Genomic DNA, 25551 nt, shown 5'->3' on the forward strand with positions numbered 1-25551 from the left:
GAGCTTTTTTGTATGGAGATTTTGACAATTGATTATAGAAAGTTTAGTTAACATTTCTACACCCATCCGAAGGCATGAAAACTGTATAACAAACATGATAACACAACAAAAATAATGAGCACAAAAGGGGCATTAGCTTTGGCAATCTTTGGAGTAGACGTGTTCATCAACTTAGAAGCCATTAATACTTGCCCCGAGAAAGGAGAAAGCTGCGTTGCAGTCGTCCATGCTAATAACAACGTTAAAGCAAGGTATTCTGACGTAATACCAAATGTTTCAGGAGACAGAGAACCACCAATACCAATGACGATGATGATTGGATGAATGCCTATCTGAGCTAATAATACCGCTATCATGATAATAAATATTGTAAATAAATACACAAACCCAAATGAAATATTTAAGAGAAAAGTGGAGATAATTTCACCCATATTTGTATATGATACAGCCACTCCAAAATAACCGGCACTTATAAAAATCGCTATTTCATTTTTCAACTTAAAAAACGAAGCTTGAACCTGAACAGACACATCATTAAGATACGTCCGCAAAACCTTTGATCCAATAGCCCAAATTACCGGTAAAATCAGAGCTAAAATTGATACCACTGTGAGCATATTTATTTCTACAAAGTATTCCAATAAAAACAATAAAGCTAACAATACACCTGAAAATGATAAAACAGGCAGTAGGGAAGGGTTGTTATCAGAATCTGGTGATCTCTTGTTCTCATCTTCTACTAAAATAGGATCGTCAGCAAACTTAATAGCAGGAAGCATGATTATGCTGATTACCGTATAAACTATCGCTAAAACGAAGCCATACCCGCCAATACTAAACCACGACACATCAAAAAGTACAAGGACAAGCCCAACGTTCACAAAATAAGGCGACCACAACATACAAAAAGCGAACCCTCTCATAATATGTAAGGTTAATTTTTTTTCTTGGAATGAAGAAAAGCTTTCGTCTGCAATTTTTTTTACGATAGCCATTGCGCCAAAGTTTAATAAAGTGCCCGTTGAAGTCACAAGAAGGTAACTTAATCTGTAAGGATGTTTTCCACCTTGTTTTTCTTTTAATTGAACTTTTTCTTTTAAAGCAGATAAGTAACCTACCGTTGACATAAATGTTCCAATAAGTGGGATAAGTATAAATAAAGAAAGTAGATTAATATTTTCACCAAATCCATGCAGCACTGTGATAAAATGAACGTTTTCAAGATAAAAAATAATCGAACCAACTATGATTAAGATCGAGACTACGAAACGGTTTATTGGCGATATAAGAAAGATCGCATTCGCTAATAAGACAGCACCTAGTAAACTAAATAGATTTTCTATCCAAAGTGCATGAAAAAAGTGATTCGTTAAATATAAAATAGCAGTTACATAACAAATAACTCCTAGTATGCGTATATTCATGTTATATTGCGATGTTGACACCACCTTTTTCTAACTATTGCTTAACATTAGTATGGATGAATAGGGAGAATATTACGGTCACACCAAGTGGTATTTCAATAAAACATTTCTAGTATAACAGATCTCAATCGGAGGAGAACCATGAAAGAATCAATCGTATTAGTTACTGGAGCAAATAGTGGATTTGGAATGGGCATAACGTTAGAACTTGCAAATAAAGGATACAAAGTAATTGCAACAATGAGAAGTACTGAAAAGCAAGAACAGCTAAGAATTGAGGCCAATGATCGACTTATTCCAAAGGGAAGAATAGATGTCCAACGGTTAGATGTAACAAACCAAGATGAGATTGATACTATTTACAATTATATACTAAACACTTATGGAACACTTGATATCTTAATTAATAATGCAGGTTATACCCAAGGCGGAGTCATCGAAGAAATTGATGGACTGCAGTGGGAAGAACAATTTAAAACGAATGTATTTGGAGTCGTTTCTCTAACTAAGTCATTTATTCCAGTAATGAGAAAAAACCGCTCCGGGAAAATTATTAATTTAGGAAGTATCAGTGGTCGAATAGGTCTGCCTGGTTTGGGACCATATGCAGCGTCTAAGTTTGCATTAGAAGGGTTTAGCGAATCGTTGCGATTAGAATTGCAACCTTTCAATGTGTATACATCACTCATAGAAGCAGGCTCTTTTAAAACAGGTATTTGGAAAAAAGGATTAGAAAAAGCACCATTATCAAGGGTACCAGATTATAAAGACCTCATGAATTCCTTAAATAATCATGTGAAGAAAATGGATAAACAAGCACAAAATCCTCAAATCGTCATGGATACCGTTATCAAAATATGCGAAACCTCTAGACCTCATCTTCGTTACCCTGTTGGAAAGGGAGTCAAAGCAATTACTTTCTTGAAATCTTTTCTTCCTTGGGCTATTGTTGAACGTATCGTTCTTCGCATGATGAAATAGAAAAACGGCATAGCCGTCTTTTGTTAAATACAGAGGAAACTGTCAACTCCTACTGTCTGAATCTTTTAAGAAAATCCTAAACTAAACTCCTAAACGAAAGAAGAATGTTACAATGAAAACTTTAAAAGGTGTTCCGCAACGTCTTTATCTTATATACTCCCTACTTATACTGATTTACATGATAAATGTTTTCATAGATTCACCTGTCATTACATACATTGCCGGTGCTATCACAATACCAATCCTCATCATTTCCTTTTTTGGAGCATCTAAACTCTTTAGAATTCTTGGCTCTATATTTTTGGCAGTAGGATCCTACCTTTTTGTAGAGTCAAATCTCTCTCTTTTACATGCCTTAACATTTTTCACGACAAACTTAGGCTTAATTGGTTTATTAACTGTTTTACCTTGGATGAATATCGTGGTTCGAGCTGGCAGATTCGACCGAAGAATTAACGAATTAATGAAATCGAACGTGTCAAATATGGGTAGTCTATATGTTCGAAGTACTCTAACCACTTATACACTCTTATCATTTATTAACCTTTCTGCACTTACACTCACTCAAAGTGTACTTAAAGAAAACCTGCAAAAGGTTTCGAAGAAGTTTCGAGATGGTTTTATAAGTCAATCGACATTACGGGCCTTCTCAATGGCACTCGTTTGGAGCCCGATGGAAATTCTTGTTGCAATAAGTGTGGATGCCACAGGCGTGAGCTATTTAACGATGCTTCCTTGGCTCGTTTTATTTTCTGTAATCATGATGACAATGGAATCCGTTCGAGGTAAACGTGCATACGCAACAATGAAGTATGAGGCCCCCTACCAACTTACTAGATCGTTTTCTATGAAAGAAATTGTTCTGAATATTTTACAATTATTATTTGCTTTAACCGTATTTCTTACACTGATTGTAGGAATAGGTAATCTACTAGATTTGAGTTTCATATATGCCGTCACATTAGTCATCTTTCCGTTTGCGTGTGCTTGGGCCTTTTTAATGAAACGGTGGAGAAGTTTTTTAGCAATCGGGGTTAAAACGTGGAAAGACAGAACGAATAACATGCAGAACTTTTTCGTGTTATTTGTTACTCTTGCGTTTTTCTCTAATAGTTTGAATGAGACTCCTATTTTACAAGTAATCCAGCAACCGTTTATGGCAGTCTCAGAGTATCCTTTATTAATTCTCATTTTTATGCAGCTTACGTACCTTGTTATGAGTATGTTTGGTATACATCCCATCGCAACTATAGGTGTCTTAATAGAAGTAGTCGCACCACTTTATAGCGTGATGAATCCCTTAAGTATCGGAATTGTTTTCATCACAGGAGCATTAGCCACTGCGAGTGTCGCAACTTATGGGGTAACTGTAACTATAACTTCCATGAATACACAGCAAAATCCATACCGAATCACGTTGACAAACATGCCATTCGCTTTACTCTATGGTACTGTAGGGACTTTGTTAGCCTACTTTTTGCTTTAAATTCTTCGTTATCCGGTAACACCTGCATCTAACCCAGCTGGTGTTACTCTTTTATTACTTTCCTTTATTATTTCTAGTTTCTAAACTTTCTCACCAGGTTCAATTTTTTCTCGTAGTATAATAAAAACACAAATATTTTTTAATCCAATAGCGTTTTATCTTTTATCAGAAAGGGGAAACTCATGAAAAAAACAACTTTTACGTATTCATCTTTGGATGGGACAAAGATCTTTGCTAGAAAATGGTCCCCCGAAAAGCCGGTTAAACCAAAAGCAGTCATCCAGATTGCTCATGGTATGGCTGAACATTCCGAAAGATACACGGATTTTGCAGCTTTTCTAGTAGATTCTGATTATGTTGTATATGCAAATGATCACCGTGGTCACGGATACACGATGGCCTCTATGAAAGAATACGGATATTTTGCTGATGAGAATGGTTTCGACACTGCAACAGATGATCTACTCATATTAACGGAACGAATCGAACAGGAATACAACGGTGTTCCCATTTTTCTATTAGGTCATAGCATGGGTTCATTTTTAGCAAGAAGATATATTCAATTAGCTGGGGTCAAGATTAATGGTGTGATCATATCCGGGACTGGCAGCGATCCGGGTTTTCAAGGAAAACTAGGCATAGCCTTAGCAATCGTTGAAAAAAAACTGAAAGGGAACTCTACTCCTAGTCCATTGTTGAATTACCTTACGTTCAGAAGTCATAATCGCTTATTTGAACCTTCGCGTACGATTTATGACTGGCTAAGCTCCGATGAGAAAACCGTTGATCTTTATGTGGATGACCCACTATGCGGCGGGACATGTTCGACCAGTTTCTTCCATGATTTATTTACTGGCTTAGCATCTATTCATAACTTGGAACTTAATCAACTTATTTCTAAAGAGTTGCCTGTATTCATTTTCTCCGGGGACAAAGACCCTGTTGGTAACAATGGCGTAGGGGTAAAAGCCATTTTTGACATGTATCAAAAAATAGGGATACAGGATATAAGCTATAAACTCTATAAAAATGGCAGGCATGAAATGCTCCATGAAGTTAATAAAACCGAAGTTTATTTGGATGTTAAGAATTGGATAGAAGCACGTCTTAAATACTAATTCAACTGAATAATTCATCTATTCAAGATTTCCCGAGCAACTAATTTAAAAAGATATCTTCATTTCAAGGCTAGGTTAGGATAGAATAATAGGTAGCAGTTATTATGACCAAGTAATAAGTCAAGATATAGTTCTACAAACCCCATTCATAAGGAGAAGATTAGATGCAGAAACGAGTTGTCGTGACAGGTATAGGGGCAGTATCCCCTTTAGGAAATAACGCTATTACTTCATGGACCAATGCCATAAATGGTGTCTCAGGTATCGCCCCGATGACAAGAGTTGACCCGGATAAATTCCAAGTCAAAGTTTCTGGTGAAGTACGGAACTTCGATGTGAACGACTTCATGGATTTCAAGGAAGCTAGACGTATGGCCAGATTTACTCACCTAGCAATTGCGGCAAGTAAAATGGCGATCAAAGATGCCGGAATAGAAATTGGTAAGGAAATTGAAGCGGAGCGAATTGGGGTTTGGATAGGCTCTGGGATTGGTGGATTGGATGAGTTTGAATCTCAACACAAGAAGTACTTAGAAAAAGGACCTAGAAAAGTCAGCCCTTTTATTATTCCTATGTTTATACCCGACATGGCGTCTGGAAGAGTATCGATTGAATTAGGAGCAAAAGGGATAAATAATTGCTCTGTCACTGCCTGTGCATCAGGAGCGAATTCCATCGGGGATGCCTTTCGTGTGATTCAACATGGACATGCAGAAATGATGGTAGCTGGTGGGGCGGAATCAGCGATTACTGAAATGACAATTGCAGGATTTACGAACATGACGGCATTGTCCAGAAACCCGGATCCGGTAACTGCAAGCCGGCCTTTTGATAAAAATAGAGACGGGTTTGTGATTGCAGAGGGAGCTGCTACGTTGATATTAGAAGAACTCTCCCATGCAAAAGCTCGCGGAGCATCTATTTATGGAGAATTAGTTGGGTATGGCGCTACAGGGGATGCGTATCACATAACTACGCCTGCTCCAAAAGGAGAAGGCGCCCAACGAGCAATGAAGTTAGCGATGGCCGACGGAAACGTTACACCTGAGCAAGTTGATTATATTAATGCCCACGGTACCTCTACCCGATATAATGATTTATATGAAACCATTGCTATTAAAGAGGTCTTCGGTAAACATGCGTATGACGTAGCAATAAGTTCTACTAAATCGATGACAGGGCATTTATTAGGAGCGGCTGGTGCTCTTGAAGCTATTTTTTCACTTATGGCATTAAAGGAGAATATTATTCCTCCTACAATAAATTTTCAGACTCCTGACGAAGAGTTGGATTTAAATTACGTTCCTAATCATGCTCTAGAAAAAAATGTAGATACGGTTCTTTCCAACTCTTTAGGTTTTGGAGGCCATAATGCAACGCTTGTCTTCAGAAAAATAAAAGAATAACCACTTGAAATTTTAGATCATTTTTCTTTAGGAGTCTCGCGGATTCGAGCCTCTCTGTTCGATGAAAACAAAAATCTCTAGAAAACCGATAATTTTATAAATCATCTTGTAAAAAAGGGACTGAAAAAGTAAATGTTTACTTTTTCAGTCCCTTTCTATAATTAATTGTTTTCGCTACTTTTTAATACTAACGTCCGATACAATTTCAAATGATCGAAGGCGGGCTTCATGATCGAAAATTTGTGAATTAATCATTATTTCACTTGCTCCGGTTTTGTTTTGAAAATCTTGCAGTTTTTCTTGGATCATAGCAGGAGTACCAACCATTGCGGAACCAAATTGCTTTTCCAGTACCGATTTTTCATAGTCACTCCATATCTCATCCATGTCATCTACAGGAGCTTGTAAAAGATTAGGCGTATTCCGGATAATATTTAAAAACTGTATTTGCATAGAAGTCGCAAGTCGTTGCGCTTCCTTTTCTGTATCAGCAGCAATGACATTGGCAACTACCATGGAGTATGGTTCAGCTAGTACATCAGATGGCTGGAAGTTATTATAATAAAGTTCGAGTGCTGGTATCGTGTTTTCCGGAGAGAAGTGACTCGCAAATGCAAAGGGTAACCCTTTCTCCGCGGCAAGTCGAGCACTAAACCCGCTGGAACCCAATAACCAAATCGGAATAGACAACCCTTCACCTGGAATCGCTCTTACTTTAGGATCAGACTCTTCAGGACTAAAATAGTTTGTCAGTTCCTCTAGTTGTTCTGGAAAATCCTGTCCATCACTTCCTTGTCCCTTTCGTAAAGCAAATGCTGTTCGTTGATCTGTTCCCGGTGCACGTCCCAGCCCTAAATCGATGCGATTAGGGTATAATGATTCTAATGTTCCAAATTGTTCAGCAATCACTAGCGGGGCATGATTAGGTAACATGATCCCACCTGAACCAACGCGCATACTCTCAGTTACTTGCGCTACATGTCCAATTAAAACAGACGTAGCTGAACTACCTATTCCCGGCATATTATGATGCTCAGCAAGCCAGTATCTATTAAATCCTAACTTTTCAGCGTGTATGGCCAAATTTGCTGTGTTCTTAAACGAATCGTGAGCTGTACCGCCTTCAACGATAGATGCTAAATCAAGGACAGATAATGGTATTTCTTCTAGTAGTTTGCTACGATTAGCTATAGACATTATTTCAACTTCTTTCTTGTTAAATATTTATTGTGAAAGGAAGCTAGGAATAACTTCTCAGTAATACATATGTTTAGTCTATCAATAGCTATCTTACAATCAAAATATATTGCTTATAAAAATTGTTTTCCCGGCGAGGGTGAAGTCTTTCTCAAAGAAAGCGTCCGCCTGGAGCGAACTCAGAGGCAAACATTTCCTTTTAAATTCAGCAATTATTTAGGAAACAACCTATAACATTCATTAATAACAAAGACACAATCTTAAAAAGGATGAACTACATGACAAACAAACTTCCACCAGGACAATTCGAAACACAAAAATGGCCTATTTTACATCAAGGAGATGTTTATCCATTCAATGAATCTACATGGAAATTCAAATTATTTGGTGAAGTAAAGAAAGAACTGGAATTATCTTATCAAGAGGTGATGGAACTTCCCAAAACCATATCGTCTATAGACATGCATTGCGTCACAACTTGGTCGAAATTCGGAAATTCTTTTGAAGGAATTGCTTTTCGAGAATTCTTAAATCTCATCCATATAAATGATGGAGTGAAATACGTTAAAATTTACGGCTACTACAACGGGGATCCCTTTGGATATTCCGCTAACCTTCCATTGAATGCATTATTAGGGGACGATTCTTTATTTGTCTATAAGTGGAAAGACGAGCAAAGAAACTGGCAGGAAATCACTCCTAAGCACGGTTATCCATTAAGGTTTATTCCACCGGCCGCTTTTTATCTTTGGAAAGGATCTAAATGGGTATCTGGTATAAGGTTTATGAAAGAAGATGAAGAAGGGTTCTGGGAGGAGCTTGGATATTCTATGACCGCAAACCCTTTTAAAGAAGAACGATACAGGTAGTTTATACTTTGTCTTGAAATGCATTCATGAGAAGGTTGACTGTATCTTCTCATGTTCCAAAATATTTAAGTTAGTAGTGAGGATGGGGAAAGAGTGAAAAACTTAAAGAATGAAACGTTGTCTTTTAGCGAGGTCGAGTTTACGACCGCAGAAACATATCGATATCAGAGATTAGCAGATAAAAAACAAAGTACGATGTTTGAAGTTGCCTTTTGTGGACACTTTTCAGCTGGGAAATCAACGCTGTTAAATAAAATGCTTCAAGCAGATATCCTGCCGACAAGTCCTATACCTACGAGTGCAAATATCGTTCGAATCCAAAAAGGAGATCTCGCTTTAAAAGTACATTCTCAAGATTCAGATGACGACCATGTGTTTGAAGGGGAAATTCCATGGGACAAAGTTAGACAATGGGGAATGGATGGAAAATCGTTATCAGGGATGACAATTACTGCCCCTTTACCTTTTTTAGGAGATCATGGGTGTATTGTAGATACCCCGGGTGTAGATTCTACCGATGATTCCCATGAAGCCGTGACTGTCGAGCAGCTTTATTCAACAGATGCAATTGTGTATGTCATGGATTACAATCATGTCCAATCAGAGACAAATCTTTCGTTTTTACGGCAATTATCCTTGGAGAAGAAGCCAATTTACCTTGTCGTTAATCAAATTGACAAACATGATGAACGTGAAATAAGTTTAGATGCCTTCAGAACATCGGTTACCAAAGTTCTGAAGGAGTGGGATATCACATTCATCGAGCTCTTTTTTACATCCATGAAGAAAATGGATCATCCAGCGAATCAATTCACAGAACTTGAAAAAAAATTGAAAGGACTCTTGTTTAACAGCGAACGATTATTAGACGATTCTTTTAAACAATTGAACCATGGATTTTACCAGGCGATCGAATCACGATTACTCGTGGAGAAACAAGAATCGCTAAACGAAGTTTATGAGAAAGTAGAGGAAGACGGTTTTGACTCAAAGGATTTAGACAGACAAGAAGAATTAGCTCAAGAGCTTGTAAAGCTTCGTGATTATGATCAGGTCATGAGAGAATCCTATCAAAAGGACATGAGCAGTCTCTTTAAAAATGTTACTCTTTTTCCTTATACTACGACGGAGTTAACAAAGCACTGGTTAGGGGCAATGGAACCTGGTTTTAAGATGGGCTTTTTATTCTCAAAAAAGAAAACAGAAGAAGAGCAAGACAGCAGGTTAATGAAACTCATTGACGAACTAGAGGACAAAGTAAAATCCCAGCTTTTATTTCATGTTCAAGCATACTTTCAAAAGGTAAACCATGAGGAACTTCTAAACAAACAAGCTTTTGAAAAGGCTTATGAAGATCTTTCCATTGTTTTAGAGATGGATTGGTTTAAAAATCAGATAAATCGAGGCCATAAAAGCAGTGATTATGTTTATACATTTACGAAAGTCATCACGACTAAAATTGTCAAACACATTCAATCACAATCTGCTGCTTTACTGGAAGTTTGGATCAAAGAAAGAAAAGCATATGTAACGAAGCAAAAGGAGCAGTTAGTCGGAAAACTTCTCTCCCTCGAAAACTTAGACGACTACAAAAAAGAGCTGAACCTTAATAAAACATTGTATGATAATCAATTGAAAGGCATTCAGATACTTAAACCGGAGAAACAAACGTCTCGAGACTTCGAGAAAAAACTTATCGATGTTAGCTTTTTGACCTATCCTAGTGAATCTGTGCAGCAATTTAAAGGAATTGCTCTCCCAACTGACTCTATTATTAATGAGGAGGAAGAGGAGGTTTTAGAAACTCATGAGAACAGCTTTTCTGAAAAGGAAGCGGCTGTATGGTTGGACAAACTTCATGAAGGATTATTGGCATCACAGGATTCTAAAATTCTTACTTCAGAGCGTAACCAATTACTAGAACGTATTAAGCGTTATAAAGATCAAACATTTATTATTTCATTGTTTGGTGCATTTAGTGCAGGAAAATCCAGTTTTGCGAATGCCCTACTCGGAGAAAGAGTGATGCCAGTTTCGCCTAACCCTACAACAGCAACCGTTACTACTGTTCTCGCTCCAACAAACGATAACTCACATGGAACGGCTGTCATAGCGTTGAAATCCAAGCGCGCGTTATCGGACGAAATAAACTCTGTGAGTAGTACACTAGATCTTTCGTTAACAGTAGATTCAATCAAGACATGGAAGCCTGATAAAAAATCTTTTGTAACTAGCTGGCAAAAAACAAATGCTGATTATCTAAGCACTATCCAAACCAGCTTACTGGAAAAAAAGTTACCTCTAGGAGAGACGCTCACCGTATCAAACGACGAATTAGCTTCTTATGTTGCTGATGAGCAATACGCCTGTTTAATTGAACAAGTCCATATTTACTATGATTGTAACTTAACAAGACAAGGAATTGTCCTGGTAGACACGCCCGGCGTTAATTCAATACATGCGAGACATACTAACGTTGCATTCAAACAGCTACGTCAGTCGGATGCGATTTTCTATTTAACTTATTACAATCATGCATTTTCTAAAGCCGACCATTATTTTTTACAGCAGATGGGGAAAGTTAATAAAAGCTTTGGCCAAGACAAGTTATATTTTGTGATTAATGCCTCAGATCTTGCTGAAAGCATTGGTGAATTAAATGGTGTTAAACGCCATGTCCAAGATCAACTTAAAAATAATGGGATAGAACAACCAAGGGTTTATCATTTATCCAGTAAGGAAGGTATGGCGCAAAAAGAAAAGAAAACAATCGAGGAAACTAGCTTTTCCCGATTTGAAGAAGCCTTCTATCAACAAACGATTCTTGAACTTAAAACTCTTGCTATTAAAATGATTGAACATCAAGCCGAACAATTCAGTGAAAAATTAAAAGACAGTATTTCCTTTATGACATCAGATAGAGATGTCCAAATTCAAAAACAAACCGAATTAAAAGCAATCGCAGCAGAAGAAATAGAAAGAGTCCAGGAACAAAGGTTTACTGTACCAACTAGGGATGTTCTTCATGAGTTAGATCAGTTTACACTATATTTGCGACAAAGAATCACTTATGTATTAAATGATTATTATCCTATGACGATTAATGTCTCTGTGCTTACTGGTACATCTAAAAAACAACTTCACCAGCAGTTAATAGGAGCGATTCAAGAATGGCGCGGTCATGGTGAACAATTTATGAAACAAGAAATTGAAGCTATTTCAATAAGGTTAGAAAATGTCATCAAACGTTTTGTGGAAGCGTGGTTAATGGAACAGAAAAACAATGTTTCGAAGCGGCTTCCGTATTTTACGATGGATGGTGAACTAAAAAGTGTAGAATTAAAGGATAATGACCAAGACATCAGTTTTACATTTGATCCACTGCCTTACTTAACTTATTTGAAATCTAAAAAAGATTTTTTTGAAAATGGGAAAGCTAAGGATTTAAAGGAAGCACTAGTGAATGATGGGACAGAAAGAGCAAAAGAGCAAATTTCGAAAGCTGCCGAAAAGTTTCAGGAGTCCGTTAATCAGTCCATGGAATCATTAGAAAAACAGATGCAATCACGACTCACAGAAACCATACAAGAGGAAAGTCAACGCTTAGATGCCCTCTTAGATCGTCAAGAAAAGCAAAGTTTAGAACAAGAGCTCACGATGATAGATACACTCATAAAATCCTCCTCATAAGTAAACATTATGGGAGTGGAGGTGATGAAGGTGGGCAAACAACGAGGTCATCGGAACAAACAAAGTGGCGATGCACGGACATTAAGCGTAAATCCATTAGGAAGGCCACCTGATGAGAATAGTGCTGCAGGAGAAGTAGTAAGCAGAGGCCAAGAACTCGCGAAGAAGAAAAATACGAGATAATTTTATCCTGAAGCCGTGTTAGGGAGTTTCCCCCTTTCACGGTTTTTTTATTGTACAGAAGTTTATATCGGAACAGTGACGCTGTCCTTTGAATAACGTATCACTGAGGTGGAGCGGATGAAAAAGAATTCCTACATGAATATGCTGGCAGAATTAAACGTTTTAAGTGCACATCCTGGAGGAAAACTGCTAACAAAACAAATGATTAATGAGTTGGGGATCACTCCTGACATGACTATTTTAGATGCTGGCTGCGGACTGGGAGAAACAGCTCGTTTTATATCCGAGATGTATGGTTGCAAAGTAAACGCAATTGACAGTCATCCGGTCATGGTAAGCAAAGCAAGGAAAAATCTTGAAAATAATAAAAATGTTGTTGTTCAATTCACAACAGTACTCGATTTGCCGTTCGCGGAAAACTCCTTTCACCACGTTATATGTGAATCTGTCCTTAGTTTTACGCATGCGCCAAAAGCTTTAAAGGAGATTCAACGTGTTTTAAAAGATGATGGTCAAGTCCTTATTAATGAAATGTGCCTCCGTCAACCCTTTTCTTCCATTGATGAAAAGAAGGTGAAGAACTTTTATGAGGTAGAAACATTGTATACTAAAAATGATTGGCTAAATCTTCTTAAGAATTCAGGCTTCTCAAAAGTCACAGAAATGCCATTTAAGCCCTCAGAGGAACCCGCTACTGAAATTCTTCTACCTGACAATATCACTAGGGAACAGTTGGATATTTTAGATGAACACGCGGAGATGTTGAGTATGATGAGTGGACATGTGGAGCCAATACTTCTAAGTTGTGAAAAATAATGTTGAAATTTGCTTTCTGTCATCGTTTAAACTTAATAGGGGAGGGAATATAAATGATACGTAATCTAAAACTTAATAAAAGAACTTCGTTCGACTTTATGCTCAGTCGAACTTTCTTTTATATAGGAATCAGATTACCTCAAGAGTGTTTCTAAAAAAAGAATAGAAAAAGGTGAATACAATGCCATTCGCTCGACTCCTGATGACAGGTATAGCAAAAATTCTTAGTAAAGTATTTAGTATGGCTACTCTCACTTTTTTTGGCAGGCTTCCAACGCAAGACAGCTCAAAAATGAGCTTCATGGGGCTTGTATCGTTGTACTGGATTTACATTATTATTTCTGTTTTTTACCCCACCTTAGCAGAAATGTTAATTCCCTTTCTACCTGATGATGACACGATTATTAGAAACACTTCTATCGCTCTTGTACTTATTCTTCCTTTAACTGTTGGATATACATCATTAAAATTAGAGAACCGCGACTCAGAATGCTCTGTCGTTAAACAATTACTAATGGGATATATCTACTCATTTGTTCTAGGTCTTTTATCGATGGTTTTAGTGATAGTGATCCCAGTGATTAAATTACCTAGTATTTTGAAAATGCATACTCAGCAACAATTCGCTGTCATGATTCGTAAAGGTAAATATGACGATGTATTGGATGACATTAAAGATATCTTTGAAAAATATGAAATGAAAATTAAAATCCATGATCCCAAAAAACCAATTTGGCTCTGTTACATGTCGCTAACCTATGTATTGGAGCATATTTTCAATAGAGAGATTGCCAAAGAGATGAAATACTTGGTCGTGGATGTACAAGGAAAAAACGTAGAAGTAACTGTTCACGCCACGGATATATCGATACTGGGTCCTAAAAACGAAACGTTACAGGTAAATCATATATTAGCGGAAGAAATGGAGCCTGAACATTTATACTTTTCCTGGGATGATTCTGTTCAAAAAATTGAGGATAATCTTCGGAAGTTAAAAAACCAACAGCAGGAAGGTAAAGAGATAGACTTAAAAGAATTGCAAGACGCAACCTTAAATCTTCGAAAAGCTTCACTTGAAATTCAAGATTGGAATGCGATTCGCAGACAAATCTATAAAATCGAACGAGATCATTATTTATTAAAAGTAAAGGACTCAGAGACTACCGTATATGAAGCTTAATTATTTTATAGACAAATAGATACTGAGATATACAGTAACTTTAAAATATCACCTGGAAACCAAGTAAGTTTCATAGATTACTTGATTTTCAGGTAACTTTTTCGTCTATATGATATAATGAAATAAATCACCTTATTTTAATTCAGTAAGAAAAACGCGTAGTGTCTTATTTTAAAGCAAAAGAACTGCTTTCTTAACCATAAATTTAACAAGCTCGAAGTAGCAAAGGTGGCGACTCCTGCGGGAAAAGCAATAGCTAAAGACCCCACAGGGACGAACTTTCCCGAGGAGGCTGAAGCATTGCCCGCGGAAAGCGTCCGCCTTAAGCGGATTTCGAGCACTTCTGTTCAAAGTAAAACAACAATATCCCTAAAACTAATAATTTATAAACTCTTCATAAAGGAGAAACAATGACTAAAAAACTAAAACAAGTAACCTGTATAACTGTAGACGTGGTAAATTCGCGCAAACACCGAAAACGAGAAGAGCTGGAAAAAATTATTACAGCAATCAATCAAAAACATCAAGATTCTCTTCTAGTACCTTTTGTGATACGGTCCGGAGATGAACTCTTTGGAATTAGTAAAAATATCGGAAACGGGTATGACGTCTATAAAAGCTTATATGCCTTGACTAAAAAGCACAATACACCTGTCTATATCGGTGTTGGGGTAGGTGATCTTTTTGAAGAGAATCATACGAATTCAGATCTTGTCCAAGGTGATGCTATTTGGCATGCAGCAGATGCTTTGAAATCGCTGAAAGAAAAGAATAAACTGATGAAGACAATTCATCAGCATACGAATAAAAGCTTCCAATATGAATTTAAAGTAAGTAAAGACATGAATATAAACACTGCAATTAACTATTTCGTATTTTTCATCATGGAAAAAATTAGTAAAAGAACAGAGAAACAACATTATATTATTGACCTCATTGAAAATAACCCGTCAAAGAAATACAAAGAGTTTGCAGAAGAATTAAACTACGACGATAAGCATGTCGTATCTAATGTAAGTAAGTTGCTTAGAAGAGCGGAGTACGATGTTGTAAAAGAGGCGGAAACTTCTTTTATTCACCTTTTACAGTCTTTAACATTACCTAGTGAATCGGGGGATTTAGATGGATAACACCATTCTTATTTTCATGTTAGCCCATCTTATATGCGACTTCATTACACAAACGGATGCAATTATTAAAAAGAAAAATAATTATGACACCAGTTTTTTAAGCAATATGGGATTGATAGAACATGTGATTCACCACGTTGTAGTAACAGTTGTTTTATTGACGGTATTTAATGAACTAACTTGGATCACGTTGTTATGCTTGCTTATTATAGCAATTTTACATTATGTTATTGATCATTTTAAATCTAGCTATTCAGAAGTAATTATAGGGAAATCCATACATAAGCATGAATTTATTGACAAACTATTAGGAAAAAGATCGATACATTTTTTAACGGATCAGTTCATGCATATTGCTATCATTTACGTTGTTTTATTCGTGTTTAACAAGGTTGCCGCCTTGCCCGTGATAATTACCAAAACGTTTGAAGTAATTATGGAAGATATCCCATTGTCCCTTACGACAAGTATATTGTTGATAAGTATTTTAGTCGTATTATTAACCTTTACATCAAGTGTGTTGATTGCTGAACTTTTGCAAGACTTGAAACAACAAAAGAATACTGCAAAGGATGAAATAGCTTCCACTCTTGTTAAAAGTGATGATGATTTGTTTTTTCAAAACCACTATGCCCAACTTGAAAAGCTGAATAAAAATGTTTCCATTGAAAGAACCTGGGAAAAGAAAGACAGCAGTAATGGGAAAGAATCGATGACCATGGAATTCCAGCAATTTAATGAGATGGATGATAATTCAGCGGGGAAATATATTGGAATTTTAGAAAGATTGTTAATTGGTTTATTTATTGCTACTGGGGCCTATCAAGGATTAATTGTTATTGCCGCCTTAAAAACATTGACCAGATTTAAGCAATTCGAAGATAAAAACTTTGCAGAATACTATTTAATTGGTACGTTCCTAAGTATTCTTTGTGCGCTAGTCATAGGTTTATTAATAAGATCAATTTGGTTCACTGTATAAAACCTTTGCCTGAAGAGAAGTTTCTCTTCAGGTTTTTCCTCGAGTTTTTTATGAATTTATCATATTGACAACATTGTGAATCTCGACATATACTTATAAAAGTGAATTCCGAGTAAAGTCATAGGATAAGGGGATTTCAATGAATTATCTATATTAACAATTAAAAGAAGTCTCTCTTAAATCTGATTGTTGTAATTGGAACTGGATGAAACTCGAATCCTCCAGATGGATTCAAGCCTTCTTTAAAAAAACACTCAATAATAACTAACTTTTTTAAAAAGTAAGGAGGGGAATAATGGAATCTGTAACAATAAAGAATGTTGAAAAGACATTTCCTAACCGAGACAACAAAACATTTTTTACTGTATTTAAGGATATTTCTTTAGATATAAAGGAAGGGGAATTTGTTTCATTATTGGGTCCTTCAGGATGTGGTAAGTCAACACTACTGAACATTGTCGCTGGGTTGGATAAACCTACTAGTGGTGCAGCCTATGTTGGGGAAACAAAGATTTCAGGTCCTGGTTCTGATCGAGGTGTCGTTTTTCAAGAAGCTGCGCTCATGCCATGGTTGAATGTTATTGAGAATGTCATGTTTGCACTCAAAAAAACGATGGATAAAGCTACGGCAAAAAAGCACGCCGAGAAATATTTAAAGCTTGTTCACCTTAGTAAATTTCTCCATTCCTATCCTCATGAATTATCAGGAGGAATGAAACAGCGAGTAGCTATTGCAAGAGCGTTATCAATGGATCCGAAAGTACTCTTAATGGATGAACCATTCGGAGCACTCGATGAACAAACTAGAATGATGCTTCATAAAGAAGTGCAATTTATCTGGGAACAAACTAAAAAAACAATTCTGTTCGTGACACATAACATCAGGGAGTCAATCTTATTATCAGATAGAATCGTTCTAATGGGCACGCGGCCAGGCGGGATCATTAAAATTTTCCCTGTAGACTTACCACGACCGAGAATTCCTTCCTCACCGGAATTTATCCAATTAGAAGAAGATATTATGTCCATTCTCGGTGGAGAAATCGAAAAAGTGATGAGGGAGGAAATGGGAGATGACTTTAATTCTAAGAAGGCTAGCCTTCTTTATGGTACTGATAGCAATATGGGAAATCATATATAGAATCTATTCTAAGGATACAACACTTTTCCCATCTCCTTTAGGATCTGTGCAGCAATTATATATAGGCTTATTTGATACAGGTATTTTAGCTACTGCTTTAGGCGAAAGCATGCAACGAATTATTATCGGGTTTTCTATGGCCGTCATCATTGGTGGAATACTAGGTGTTTTACTTGGAGTATCTAAGTTAGCAGATGAAACATTAGGATCTTTAGTGATTGCACTTCAATCTGTTCCGAGCATCGTTTGGTTACCAATTGCACTTGTAGTATTCCAAGGTGGACCAGGCGCTATTTATTTCGTCGTCATCTTAGGTGGTACTTGGGCAATGACTTTAAATATTCGGATGGGTATTAAAAACGTGTCTCCCATTCTAATTCGCGCTGCAAAAACGATGGGATATAAAAATACAGAGTTAGTATGGAGAGTAATGCTTCCAGCCTCCATTCCATCTGCTTTAACAGGAGCAAGACTGGCATGGGCATTTGGATGGAGAGCATTAATGGCTGCGGAATTAATTGGCCGTGGTGGTCTTGGTAGAACACTGATGGACGCTCGCGATTTTTTCAACATGGATCTCGTCGTCGCTATCATGATTATTATTTCTGTTATTGGATTAATCGTAGAATATTTAATATTTAGTAAAATTGAAAAGAAAGTGCTTTCCCGATGGGGACTAGCTAAAAATGCATAAAATTAGAGGGGGAAATATTATTATGAAGAAATGGAATGGTGGATTATTTATAACAGTCGCAATGGTGTTGTCTGCATGTGGCACTGGCGAAGAGGAAAAGAGCTCCGGCGCAGATTCAACCGAGGTTTCAGCAGAAGAAGTAAACATTGGTTACTTCCCGAACCTTGATCATGCTGCCGCTATTGTTGGCAAAGAAAAAGGTTATTTCGAAGATGAAATGGAGAATCAGGATCTGGAATTTATAAATTTCCCAAATGGAAATGATTTTGTTGAAGCACTAGATACAGGGGTCATCGATTTAGGTTATGTCGGTCCAGGTCCTGCAATTAATTACTACCTAACTGGTGGTGATATTGTTGTAATAGGAGCAGCTGCAAATGGGGCAACTTTAATTGTTTCCCGGGAAGATTCAGGGATTCATAGCTTAGAAGATTTTGAAGGCAGTTCTTTTTGTACTCCAGGTAATGGTTGTACTCATAACGTTCAATTAGAAATTATGCTTCAAGAGATTGGTTTGAAATCAAACAGACGCGGCGGAGAAGTGGAACACCAATCCCGTGTTAATCCAGCTAGTATGGTAGCCATGTTTGAACAAGGTCAAATTGACGCTGCTGCAGCACCTGAACCATGGGGAACACTGTTAGTAGAAGAACATAATGCTAACGTAGTAACGGAATGGAACGAAGTATTTTTGGGTGAGGAGCTTGCAAGTGTTGTTATGGTGACATCAACGGAGTTCTTAGAAGAAAACCCGGAAGTAGTAGAACAAGCTTTGCAAGCTCATAAAAAATCAGTCGAATTTGCCCAAAATAATGAAGCAGAAACGTTAGAAACTATAAATAACCTTATTTATGACTTAACACAAACAAAGCTTCCAGAAGAGGTTTTAGAAAAAGCGTGGCAGCGAATGGAGGTTACTACAGAAACTCATGCTGAAGCGTTGCAAGCATGGGCTGATGCATCTTACGAGTTAGAATTCATGGATGAAGACCCAAATCTGGATGGATTTGTAGATACTTCTATGCTAGATAAAATATTAGAAGAAGAATAACACAAGCGTTTATCTAGGAAAAGAGTAAAAGGTCTGTTTGGAGTGTTCATTCCAAACAGACCTTTTTATTTAGGTATCATTTGAAAATTGAAGAAGGATGTTTTCTAGAAATTTTTTCTTTAAAGAGATATGATATTCCCCAAATACTCTAGGAAGACTTTCTGTGAGCCAGGCTTTTCTTCCGGCGAATCTCAGAGAAGTCAATCGAATAAAACCGTTAACCAAGGAAAAGTGAACAACTATCTTATTTTTCTATCGGTATCAAAATCATTTTGGTTGGCGATTCTAGCTTTGATATTAATTTAGTCGACAAATGTGGTATGATTATTTCAAATAACCAAATAATTCTTGGAGGAATTTTCATGACCACTAATAGAGAAGTATCAAAAATGAAAATCTTCACCCTAAATTCAAATGCCGATTTGGCACATGAAATCACTGATAAAATTGGAGTGAAAATGGGCAAAAGTATCATTAAAAGGTTCAGCGACGGAGAAGTCCAAATGAATATAGAGGAGACCATCCGTGGCTGCGATACATACCTCGTTCAATCCACATCCGAGCCCGGGAATGAATATCTAATGGAACTTCTCATTATGATTGACGCCTTGAAACGAGCATCAGCTAAAACAATTAATATAGTTATGCCTTATTACGGATATGCTCGTCAGGATCGAAAGGCACGATCAAGAGAACCAATTACAGCAAAACTAATTGCAAATTTATTAGAGGCAGCTGGTGCGTCCAGAGTTATCTCGGTTGATCTTCATGCTCCACAAGTACAAGGGTTTTTCAATATTCCAGTAGACCAGTTAAATGCTAACGCTATAATGTCCAACTATTTTCTTGAAAAGAAATTAGAGGATGTTGTAATCGTTGCTCCAGAAAATGCTGGTTCACTTAGAGCAAGACGGCTCGCAAACAAGTTAGATGCACCTATAGCATTTATAGATAAACAAAGAGGTGTCGATGATCCGTCTGTCCAAGGTTTAAATATTATTGGAGAAATTGAGGGGAAAACGGCAATAATTATTGACGATATTATTGATACAGCCAGAACTATCACTGCCGGAGCTTCAGCATTAATGCAGTTCGGCGCAAAAGAAGTTTATGCATGTTCTACTCATGGAGTTTTATCTGAACCAGCGGTTGATCGAATTCAAGCATCTCCTTTAAAAGAAGTTGTCATTACTAATTCGATATACCAGAGTGAAGAAAAACGTACTAATAAAATAACAACCTTATCTATAGGCTCATTGCTAGCTGAGGGCATCATGAGGGTTCATCATGATGAATCTGTCAGTACCTTATTTGACTAAAACATGAACAATTTACATGTTATAGATCTAATTTTAAGAAGGTTGTTTCGTCATAAAAACTGACGAATCGACCTTTTCTTTTTGCTTGAAAATCCGCTTGTACTAACTGGTGGAAAAGTATAAATAATCAGAATACATCAACTGAATTGTGTTTTTATTCAGTTTTCATTAGCTCTAATTTAAGTTTTTATGTTATAATTACAGAAATGTCGCAAAAATAGCTTGTTATATATTCTGTCGACATCAAATTTGATCACCATTAAGAGGAGGGACGTTATCATGGCTCGAGACAATTATCCTGTTGCACAGGGTTTATATGATCCATCCCAAGAACATGAGGCTTGTGGAATTGGAATAATCGCCAATATTGACGGTAGAAAATCTCATGATATCGTTCAAAACGCAATTACAATACTTTGTAATTTAGAGCACCGAGGTGGCCAGTCAGCAGACACAAGTACTGGTGATGGTGCTGGAATCTTGACTCAAATCCCGCATAGATTCTTTGTGAAGCAATGTGACAAAGAAGACTTTGATCTCCCGCAAGAAGGCGAGTATGGGATAGGAATGATTTTTCTTCCTTATGACTATGATGCACGTAAAAAAGCAAAACAACTTTTCGAAAAAATTATTATTGAAGAAGGACAAAAGGTTTTAGGCTGGCGTACAGTTCCTGTAAATGATGCATTCGTTGGTCATGTTGCTAAAAAATCAAAACCTTTCATTCGCCAAGTATTTATTGCTCCTTCCGAGGACATGAAAGATCAACTTGCTTTTGAAAGAAAATTGTATGTCATTCGCAAACGTACGAAAACAGAAATCTCAAAATTTGAAGAATTTGATGACTTTTACATTAGCAGTTTGTCTACAAGAACAATCACGTACAAAGGTATGTTAATACCTGAACAATTGGATTCTTTTTACATTGACTTAAACCATCCTGATTTTAAATCAGCATTGGCGTTCGTTCACTCTAGATTCAGTACAAATACATTTCCTAGTTGGAAAAGGTCACATCCAAACAGATATTCCATCCATAATGGGGAATTTAATACCCTTCGAGGAAACGTTAACTGGATGAGGGCGAGAGAACAACTTTGCAGTTCAGAGTATTTTAGTGGGGAAGACCTTCAAAAAATATTACCTGTTATTGATACTAACGGCAGTGATTCTTCCATGTTTGATAATGCATTTGAGTTTCTCCATCTGTCTGGACGTTCATTGGCCCACACCGCTATGATGATGGTCCCTGAGCCTTGGTCAAATGATAAAAACATTCACCAAGAGAAAAAAGACTTCTATGAGTATCACAGTACACTTATGGAACCTTGGGATGGACCAGCTGCATTAGCTTTTACAGATGGGAAGCAAATTGCCGCTTGTCTAGACCGCAATGGACTTCGACCTGCAAGATATTATGTTACTAAAAGTGGTCAAATCGTTTTAGGTTCTGAGGTTGGAGCTCTAGATATTTTCGCCGATGACATTGTTTATAAAGAACGACTTCATCCGGGCAAAATGCTGCTTGTTGATTTAGAAAAAGGGAAAATTATCCCTGATGAGGAAATCAAATTACAAATAGCCAGAGAAGAGCCGTATGGCGAATGGTTGAAGGATAACTTAAAAGATCTTGAAGATTTACCACAGCCTTCTTTGAAGGAAAGACCAGTAGTCGAGAACTTAGTTAATCAACAGTTAGCCTTTGGTTATACAACGGAAGAACTTAATAAAATTATTAAACCGCTGGTAACCGATGGAAAAGATCCTGTTGGTTCAATGGGATATGATTCACCAATAGCTGTTTTATCTAAAAAACCACAACTTTTATATAATTACTTTAAACAACTATTTGCACAAGTAACGAATCCGCCTATTGATGCAATTCGTGAAAAAATTGTAACTAGTATCGGAACAACAATTGGTGCTGAAGCAAATCTTGTTAAGCCTACTGCTGAGAGCTGTAAGCATATTAGATTAAACTCACCTGTTTTGTCAAATAAGCAATTGGAAACATTAAGACAGCAAAATCTTGATGGTTTCAAAACTTCCACATTATCCATTCTATTTAATGCTAAAAAGGATTCCTCTGAAATGGAAAAAGCCTTAGAGGAGTTATTTATCCAAGCTGATACAGTAATAGAAAACGGAAGTACATTATTGATTTTATCAGATAGAGGTGTAGATGCTGAGAATGCAGCAATCCCGGCTTTATTAGCAGTGTCCGGATTACATCATCATCTCATTAGACAAGGATCCAGAACTCGTGTCAGTATTCTATTAGAATCTGCTGAGCCTAGAGAAGTTCATCATTTTGCAAGTCTTCTTGGTTATGGTGCTGAAGGAATTAATCCGTATCTAACCTATGAAACTATCCATGATTTAATACTTAAAGATGACCTAAAGGTAGATACGTTGGAAGAAGCTGTCGATCAATATATTAAATCCGTTACAGACGGCATTGTTAAGATACTTTCAAAAATGGGTATTTCCACCATCCAAAGTTATCGTGGTGCTCAAATTTTTGAAGCAATTGGTATTCATAATGATGTTATTGACAGGTACTTTACTCGAACTTCTTCAAGACTTGGAGGAATCGGTTTAGAGACGATTGAAGAGGAAGTATTACTTCGCCATCACATCGCTTTCGGGGATCACCGTGGAAATAATAAATCTTTGGATGCCGGAGACGAGTTTCAATACCGAGGAAAAGGTGAGGATCATCAGTATAATCCAAAAACCATTCACCTCCTGCAACATGCTTGTCGCTCAAACAGTTATGACGCATTCAAACAATATACTAAATTATTAACGGACGAAAAGAGCAACTTACAGTCAATTCGGGGATTATTAGCTTTTAAGAAAACATCATCGATTCCAATTGATGAAGTAGAGTCCATTGAAGAAATCTGTAAGAGATTCAAGACTGGTGCAATGTCTTACGGTTCTATTAGTAAAGAGGCTCATGAAGCACTTGCGATTGCAATGAATCGTATCGGCGGAAAAAGTAATACAGGAGAAGGTGGCGAAGATATTGATCGCTTTACTCCTGATGAAAATGGCGATTCCAGAAGAAGCTCTATTAAACAAGTGGCATCTGGTAGATTTGGAGTAGACAGTCATTATTTAGTGAATGCCGATGAGATCCAAATTAAAATTGCCCAGGGTGCAAAACCTGGAGAAGGCGGTCATTTGCCTGGTAAAAAAGTTTATCCATGGATTGCCGACGTGCGTGGATCTACTCCTGGAGTAGAATTAATTTCACCACCACCTCACCATGATATATATTCTATTGAGGATTTAGCTGAACTGATCCACAATCTAAAAAATGCTAATCCTAGAGCAAGAATAAGTGTTAAGTTAGTTTCTGCCGTAGGCGTCGGAACAATTGCTGCAGGGGTTGCGAAAGGAAGAGCTGATCATGTCCTTATTAGTGGATACGATGGCGGTACTGGTGCAGCACCTCGCACAAGTTTGAAGCATACTGGAATGCCTTGGGAAATCGGTTTGGCCGAAACACACCAGACATTGCTATTAAATAGATTAAGAGATCGTATTACTGTTGAAGCTGATGGGAAAATGATGACAGGAAGAGATGTCGTCATAGCAACACTATTAGGAGCTGAGGAATATGGTTTCTCAACTGCACCATTAGTAGTCTTAGGCTGTGTCATGATGCGCGTTTGTCATTTAGATACATGTCCTGTTGGAATAGCAACTCAGAATCCAGAGTTACGCGCTAAATTCACTGGTGATGCAGATGCGGTTGCTAATTTCATGCTATTTATCGCTCAAGAAGTTAGGGAATTAATGGCTGAGCTCGGTTTTAGGACGATCAATGAAATGGTCGGTAGAACGGATGTTTTAGAGACGAATCAAGCAGTTGACCATTGGAAGTCTAAAGGCATTGATTTGTCATCTCTTTTATACCAGCCGGATGTACCTGCTTCTGTTAGTAGATATGCAACTATCAAACAAGACCATGGTTTAGAAAGATCACTTGATATGTTGGAATTAATACCTCTTTGTAAAGAGGCCATTGAAACAGGAGAACCAATTAAAGCTACTGCTTCTATTCGAAATATAAACCGTGTTACCGGAACTATTCTAGGTAGTGAGGTTACTAGAAGACATGGTAAAGATGGTTTACCCGAAGATACGATTCGACTAACATTTAAAGGATCTGCCGGACAAAGTTTTGGCGCATTTATTCCAAAAGGAATGACGTTAAAATTAGTTGGAGATGCAAACGACTATGTAGGTAAAGGCTTATCTGGCGGTAAAATATACGCTAGACCATCTCGAAAAACGACATTTGTTGCCTCTGAAAATATCATAATTGGAAATGTTGCATTTTATGGTGCATCAGCAGGAGAAGCATATATAAACGGAATCGCCGGAGAACGTTTCTGTGTTAGAAACAGTGGAGCAGAAGTTGTCGTTGAAGGTGTTGGAGATCACGGCTGTGAATATATGACTGGCGGTAAAGTTGTTATCCTAGGATCAACAGGTAGAAACTTTGCAGCTGGTATGTCAGGCGGAGTAGCTTATGTATTGAATGATAGTCCTGAACCATTTGAAACAAAATGTAATGCAGAACTCGTTCATTTACAATCCTTAACAGATCCTGATGAAATTGTTGAATTACGTGTGATGATGGAAAAACATGTTGAACACACGTTAAGTTTAAAAGGAACAAAATTACTGGAAGACTGGGACAATACTGTGAAAAAGTTCGTTCGAGTGGTACCTAAACAATATTTAGAAATCCAAACGAAAATTGCACAGTATAAAAAAGATGGATTGAGTCAATTCGATGCAGAAATGAAAGCATTTGAAGATAGTAAGATAAAAGTTGAAGCACTAAAATAAAAAAGAATGGAGGGG

Annotated in this window: 18 protein-coding genes; 16 read left to right on the forward strand and 2 right to left on the reverse strand. The window is 37.2% G+C overall.

The window, feature by feature from the left end; genetic code table 11:
• Positions 1-56 precede the first annotated feature (56 nt).
• Positions 57-1424 (reverse strand): hypothetical protein, encoded by a 1368-nt coding sequence (locus tag CEF18_RS08505; protein WP_110936066.1) that lies wholly within the window; start codon positions 1422-1424, stop codon positions 57-59.
• 141 nt (positions 1425-1565) lie between these two features.
• Here CEF18_RS08505 and CEF18_RS08510 point away from each other — a divergent pair, with 141 nt between their 5' ends.
• The 4 genes from CEF18_RS08510 (at position 1566) to fabF (ending at position 6415) form a co-directional block, all read left to right on the forward strand.
• Positions 1566-2405 (forward strand): SDR family oxidoreductase, encoded by an 840-nt coding sequence (locus tag CEF18_RS08510; protein ID WP_110936067.1) that lies wholly within the window; start codon positions 1566-1568, stop codon positions 2403-2405.
• Positions 2406-2517: 112 nt separating this feature from the next.
• On the forward strand, positions 2518-3891 hold the full coding sequence (locus tag CEF18_RS08515) for a hypothetical protein (RefSeq protein ID WP_110936068.1): 1374 nt from the start codon (positions 2518-2520) through the stop codon (positions 3889-3891).
• A 182-nt stretch (positions 3892-4073) separates the two neighbouring features.
• Positions 4074-5009, forward strand: coding sequence for an alpha/beta hydrolase (locus CEF18_RS08520; RefSeq protein WP_110936069.1), 936 nt, complete (start codon positions 4074-4076; stop codon positions 5007-5009).
• Positions 5010-5173: 164 nt separating this feature from the next.
• On the forward strand, positions 5174-6415 hold the full coding sequence (gene fabF / locus CEF18_RS08525; RefSeq protein ID WP_110936070.1) for a beta-ketoacyl-ACP synthase II: 1242 nt from the start codon (positions 5174-5176) through the stop codon (positions 6413-6415).
• Between the two features lie 174 nt (positions 6416-6589).
• On the opposite strand, the gene CEF18_RS08530 is transcribed toward fabF, so the two are convergent.
• Positions 6590-7612 (reverse strand): LLM class flavin-dependent oxidoreductase, encoded by a 1023-nt coding sequence (locus CEF18_RS08530; protein WP_110936071.1) that lies wholly within the window; start codon positions 7610-7612, stop codon positions 6590-6592.
• 278 nt (positions 7613-7890) lie between these two features.
• Between CEF18_RS08530 and CEF18_RS08535 the strand changes: the two genes are divergently transcribed.
• From CEF18_RS08535 to gltB, 12 genes are all read left to right on the forward strand, one after another.
• On the forward strand, positions 7891-8481 hold the full coding sequence (locus CEF18_RS08535; protein WP_110936072.1) for a molybdopterin-dependent oxidoreductase: 591 nt from the start codon (positions 7891-7893) through the stop codon (positions 8479-8481).
• Between the two features lie 93 nt (positions 8482-8574).
• On the forward strand, positions 8575-12171 hold the full coding sequence (locus CEF18_RS08540) for a dynamin family protein (RefSeq protein ID WP_110936073.1): 3597 nt from the start codon (positions 8575-8577) through the stop codon (positions 12169-12171).
• 30 nt (positions 12172-12201) lie between these two features.
• Positions 12202-12354, forward strand: coding sequence for a hypothetical protein (locus CEF18_RS25860; protein ID WP_183040928.1), 153 nt, complete (start codon positions 12202-12204; stop codon positions 12352-12354).
• A 117-nt stretch (positions 12355-12471) separates the two neighbouring features.
• Positions 12472-13170 carry a class I SAM-dependent methyltransferase gene (locus tag CEF18_RS08545; protein ID WP_110936074.1) on the forward strand — a complete coding sequence of 233 codons (699 nt, stop codon included), beginning with the start codon at positions 12472-12474 and terminating at the stop codon, positions 13168-13170.
• 181 nt (positions 13171-13351) lie between these two features.
• Complete coding sequence (locus CEF18_RS08550; protein WP_110936075.1) at positions 13352-14350, forward strand: hypothetical protein; 999 nt, start codon at positions 13352-13354, stop codon at positions 14348-14350.
• A gap of 410 nt (positions 14351-14760) precedes the next feature.
• Positions 14761-15480: a SatD family protein gene (locus CEF18_RS08560; protein WP_110936077.1), complete on the forward strand. Its 720-nt coding sequence runs from the start codon at positions 14761-14763 to the stop codon at positions 15478-15480.
• Positions 15473-16462, forward strand: coding sequence for a DUF3307 domain-containing protein (locus tag CEF18_RS08565; RefSeq protein WP_110936078.1), 990 nt, complete (start codon positions 15473-15475; stop codon positions 16460-16462). The genes CEF18_RS08560 and CEF18_RS08565 overlap by 8 nt, the downstream gene beginning before the upstream one ends.
• 295 nt (positions 16463-16757) lie before the next feature.
• Positions 16758-17603, forward strand: coding sequence for an ABC transporter ATP-binding protein (locus CEF18_RS08570; RefSeq protein WP_110936079.1), 846 nt, complete (start codon positions 16758-16760; stop codon positions 17601-17603).
• A complete protein-coding gene (locus CEF18_RS08575) occupies positions 17536-18297 on the forward strand; it encodes an ABC transporter permease (protein ID WP_110936080.1) in 762 nt (253 codons plus the stop codon). The genes CEF18_RS08570 and CEF18_RS08575 overlap by 68 nt, the downstream gene beginning before the upstream one ends.
• Positions 18298-18319: 22 nt before the next feature.
• Positions 18320-19348 carry an aliphatic sulfonate ABC transporter substrate-binding protein gene (locus tag CEF18_RS08580; RefSeq protein ID WP_110937633.1) on the forward strand — a complete coding sequence of 343 codons (1029 nt, stop codon included), beginning with the start codon at positions 18320-18322 and terminating at the stop codon, positions 19346-19348.
• Positions 19349-19710: 362 nt separating this feature from the next.
• A complete protein-coding gene (locus CEF18_RS08585) occupies positions 19711-20667 on the forward strand; it encodes a ribose-phosphate diphosphokinase (RefSeq protein WP_110936081.1) in 957 nt (318 codons plus the stop codon).
• A gap of 279 nt (positions 20668-20946) precedes the next feature.
• The gene (gene gltB / locus CEF18_RS08590; protein ID WP_110936082.1) at positions 20947-25536 is read left to right on the forward strand and encodes a glutamate synthase large subunit; all 4590 of its coding nucleotides are present in this window, start codon (positions 20947-20949) and stop codon (positions 25534-25536) included.
• Positions 25537-25551: the final 15 nt, after the last annotated feature.

It is taken from the genome of Salipaludibacillus neizhouensis (genome assembly GCF_002886185.1).
GTDB lineage: Bacteria > Bacillota > Bacilli > Bacillales > Salisediminibacteriaceae > Salipaludibacillus > Salipaludibacillus neizhouensis.